We start from the raw sequence: 3157 nt of genomic DNA on the forward strand, positions 1-3157 counted from the left end.
GATAATCTCGCTCTGCTGCAAAAAAGTCCCCAAAACATTGGCATTGAAATTGCGAAACATGTGTCCCTCACTCCCTGCTGAAATTCATGGGTATAGTAGCTATTTGGACGCCTAAGCAACTGGGGCCTTCGCGGTGAGAAGGCTTTTATCCAGCCGGCCGAACTTTTGCGGGGGAAAAACGTTATTATCACCGATTTGGCTGGCAATTCAAAGTAGGCCGTCCGGATGCAATCAAATGGCGCAGGCGACGCGAATCGCAAACCAGCGGCCTAGGTGAAGGAAAGCCAGCGGAACGCGAAAGCACTGACTGCCGTGCGAGGGAATCTGTTGTCTCGCGGAAAGGGATCGCCATGACGAAACGCGCGTTGATCACCGGGATCACGGGGCAGGATGGCTCCTATCTGGCCGAGTTCCTCCTGCAAAAAGGATACGAGGTCCACGGAATGGTGCGGCGATCCAGCACGGAGGGGTTTGAGCGCATTCAGCATATTCGGGATCGCATTCATCTCCATCAGGCGGACCTGCTTGACCAGCTCTCCCTCGTGCGGTTGCTTGCGGAGGTTCGTCCGCACGAGGTTTACAATCTCGCGGCGATGAGCTTTGTGCCCACAAGTTGGGAACAGCCCCTTCTGACGGGCGAGTTCACGGCTCTGGGAGTGACGCGGATGCTGGAGGCCATCCGCCACGTGGATCGGACCATCCGGTTTTATCAGGCCAGCTCCAGCGAAATGTTTGGAGCCGTTCGCGAAGAGCCGCAGAATGAGAACACGCCCTTCTATCCGCGCAGCCCGTATGGCGTGGCCAAGGTCTATGGGCATTGGATCACCGTCAATTATCGGGAAAGTTTCGGCATCTTCGCCTGCTCGGGAATCCTCTTCAATCATGAATCGCCGCGCCGCGGCAAGGAATTCGTGACCCGAAAAGTCACCGACGCCGTCGCCCGAATCAAGCTCGGTCTCCAGGAAAAGCTTTACCTGGGAAACCTCGATGCGATGCGCGATTGGGGCTTTGCGGGGGACTACGTGGAAGCCATGTGGCTGATGTTGCAGCAGCCTCAGCCCGATGACTACGTGGTCGCCACCGGCGAAAAGCATTCCGTTCGGGAGCTGGTCGAGTTGGCCTTCGACTATGTGGGACTGGACTGGAAGCGCTACGTGGAGATAGATCCCCGACTCATCCGGCCGGCCGAGGTGTTCACGCTTCGGGGGGACGCCACCAAGGCCCGGACCGTCCTGGGATGGAAGCCCAGGGTCACCTTCCCCGAGTTGGTACGTATGATGGTGGACGCTGATCTGGAGCGGGTTCGCCGGGAGATGATCGAGCGCACCTATCGCCCGCTGTGACGCTTTTCGCCGACCAGAAGGGACGGGGATCCTCTCATGGCGAAACAGAAAACCGTGAAGCAATGGGCCATCCAGCTCCTGAAAGTGACGCTTTCAGCGGCGATCATTGGGTATCTGGTCTGGGACAGCGTGCGCCGGGGGGAGGGCATTTTTTCCGACGAACACGGGTTTAACCCGGAAAAGTTCTGGCAGCTCGTCCACCACGCCGGTCAATACTGGTACTATCTCATTTTGGCATTTGTGACGGCCAGCAGCGGTGTTCTCATCACATTTTTCCGCTGGTGGGTTCTGGTGCGGACAGTTGACGTGCCGCTTCGATTGACGGAGTCGTTTCGCTTCAGCTTTATTGGGTTTCTCTTCAATCTGGCGCCGATGGGGCTGGTGGGAGGTGATCTGGCCAAGGCGATCCTTGCCGCACGGCGGTTTCCCGACCACCGGCCGGAAACCGTCGCCTCCGTGTTCGTTGATCGTGTGCTGGGACTGTATGCCCTTTTTGTCGTGGCGAGCGGCGCCATACTCCTGACCGGGGTGATTTCCAGCTCGCCTCCGCTTTTGCAGAGCGTCTGCCGCGTCGTCCTGATTGTGACCGCGGGAGCGACGCTGGTGCTCATCGCCTGCTGGGCACCGGATGTGACGGGAGGAAATCTGATCGCGTTATTGGAACGTCTGCCGATTGTGGGAAAACTGCTGGCCCGGTTCGTGACGGCGTTTCGTGCCTATCGACATCATCCGTGGATCCTGATCACCTCCGTCATCATGACTTTTCCTGTGCATCTGTTGTTTGCTGTGTCGATCTATCTCATCGGCCTGTCCCTGTTTGAGCACGTCCAGCCGCTGGCGAGGCACTTTGTCTTCTGTCCTTTGGCGGGTGTCATGCAGGTCATCCCCGTTTCCATCGGTCCGGCGGAGTTCGTTCTAGATCGGCTCTTCGTCCTCATGCCGCTGGCCGATGGAACACGCGTCCTGCCGGGACAGGGCCTGGTGACGCTGCTGGTTTACCGGGTGTTTTCACTGATGATTGCCACGACCGGCCTGAGCTACTTCTTTTTCTTCGCCCGAGCAGATTGGCAGGAGGCCCTCCGAGAAGCAGAAGAAGCCGAGGAGTGGCAGGAATCGGCGGCACCGGCGCCCCCGGTACCGTAAGATGTCGTCAGATGTCGTCCAGGGGCATGATGTGGAGCACGGGGCGCCTGGAAAAAAGATCAGGTTATTTGGCTATGTAAAGCGGCACGAGGATTGCTTGGCCAAAAAGGGAAAAAGGCTCTCCTCTTGGATGGGTAACCATGGGAGAGAGAAGTTTTTGCCCGGGGAAAAAGCCCGATGCGGGGCAATACGGCCGACGCCGAACGCCGATCCGCCGATCCCTCCGGGTATAATTTGCCCGTGACAGGCAGCTTTCTTTTTGATATCTAGTCTTGACTTTGACCGAAAGCGGAAGCACAAAGCAGGGACAATGGATCCGAAGCGGGTTCGCTGAGAATTCGCGGAAAACACGCTTTTCCAGAGAGGAGTAGCGTCGATGTGCGGAATTGTCGGGTGTGTGGGCGTGCCCAGTGCAGCGGATTTTTTGCTCAACGGACTTCGGCGTCTGGAATATCGGGGGTACGATAGTGCGGGGTTGGCCCTGGCCAGCACTGCCGCTCCTGCGAGCATAGCCGTGGTTAAGGCCGCCGGACGCATCTCGCGTCTTCAGGAGTTGGTGGAAACCTATCGCCCCCAGGGGGATATGGGAATCGGCCACACCCGCTGGGCCACTCACGGGGGAGCTACCGACGTGAATGCCCACCCCCATCTGGGTGGCGACGGTGAAGTCG

At 58.4% G+C, this 3157-nt stretch carries 2 protein-coding genes and 1 pseudogene; all 3 read left to right on the plus strand.

What is annotated here, in order from left to right; translation table 11 throughout:
• The first annotated feature begins 350 nt into the window (after positions 1-350).
• Entirely contained in the window at positions 351-1343 is a 993-nt protein-coding gene (gmd, locus tag H5U08_RS13915; protein WP_297034255.1) for a GDP-mannose 4,6-dehydratase, read from the plus strand.
• Between the two features lie 36 nt (positions 1344-1379).
• A complete protein-coding gene (locus H5U08_RS13920) occupies positions 1380-2486 on the plus strand; it encodes a lysylphosphatidylglycerol synthase transmembrane domain-containing protein (protein ID WP_297034258.1) in 1107 nt (368 codons plus the stop codon).
• Between the two features lie 376 nt (positions 2487-2862).
• Positions 2863-3157: pseudogene (locus H5U08_RS13925) on the plus strand (glutamine--fructose-6-phosphate aminotransferase); the annotation flags it as partial.

This window comes from Thermogutta sp. (assembly GCF_014359955.1).
Classification (GTDB): domain Bacteria; phylum Planctomycetota; class Planctomycetia; order Pirellulales; family Thermoguttaceae; genus Thermogutta.

Bases quoted from the DNA above. Each gene is read 5' to 3' on its own strand.
- gmd (WP_297034255.1), top strand. From the start codon at position 351: ATGACGAAACGCGCGTTGATCACCGGGATCACGGGGCAGGATGGCTCC.
- H5U08_RS13920 (WP_297034258.1), top strand. From the start codon at position 1,380: ATGGCGAAACAGAAAACCGTGAAGCAATGGGCCATCCAGCTCCTGAAA.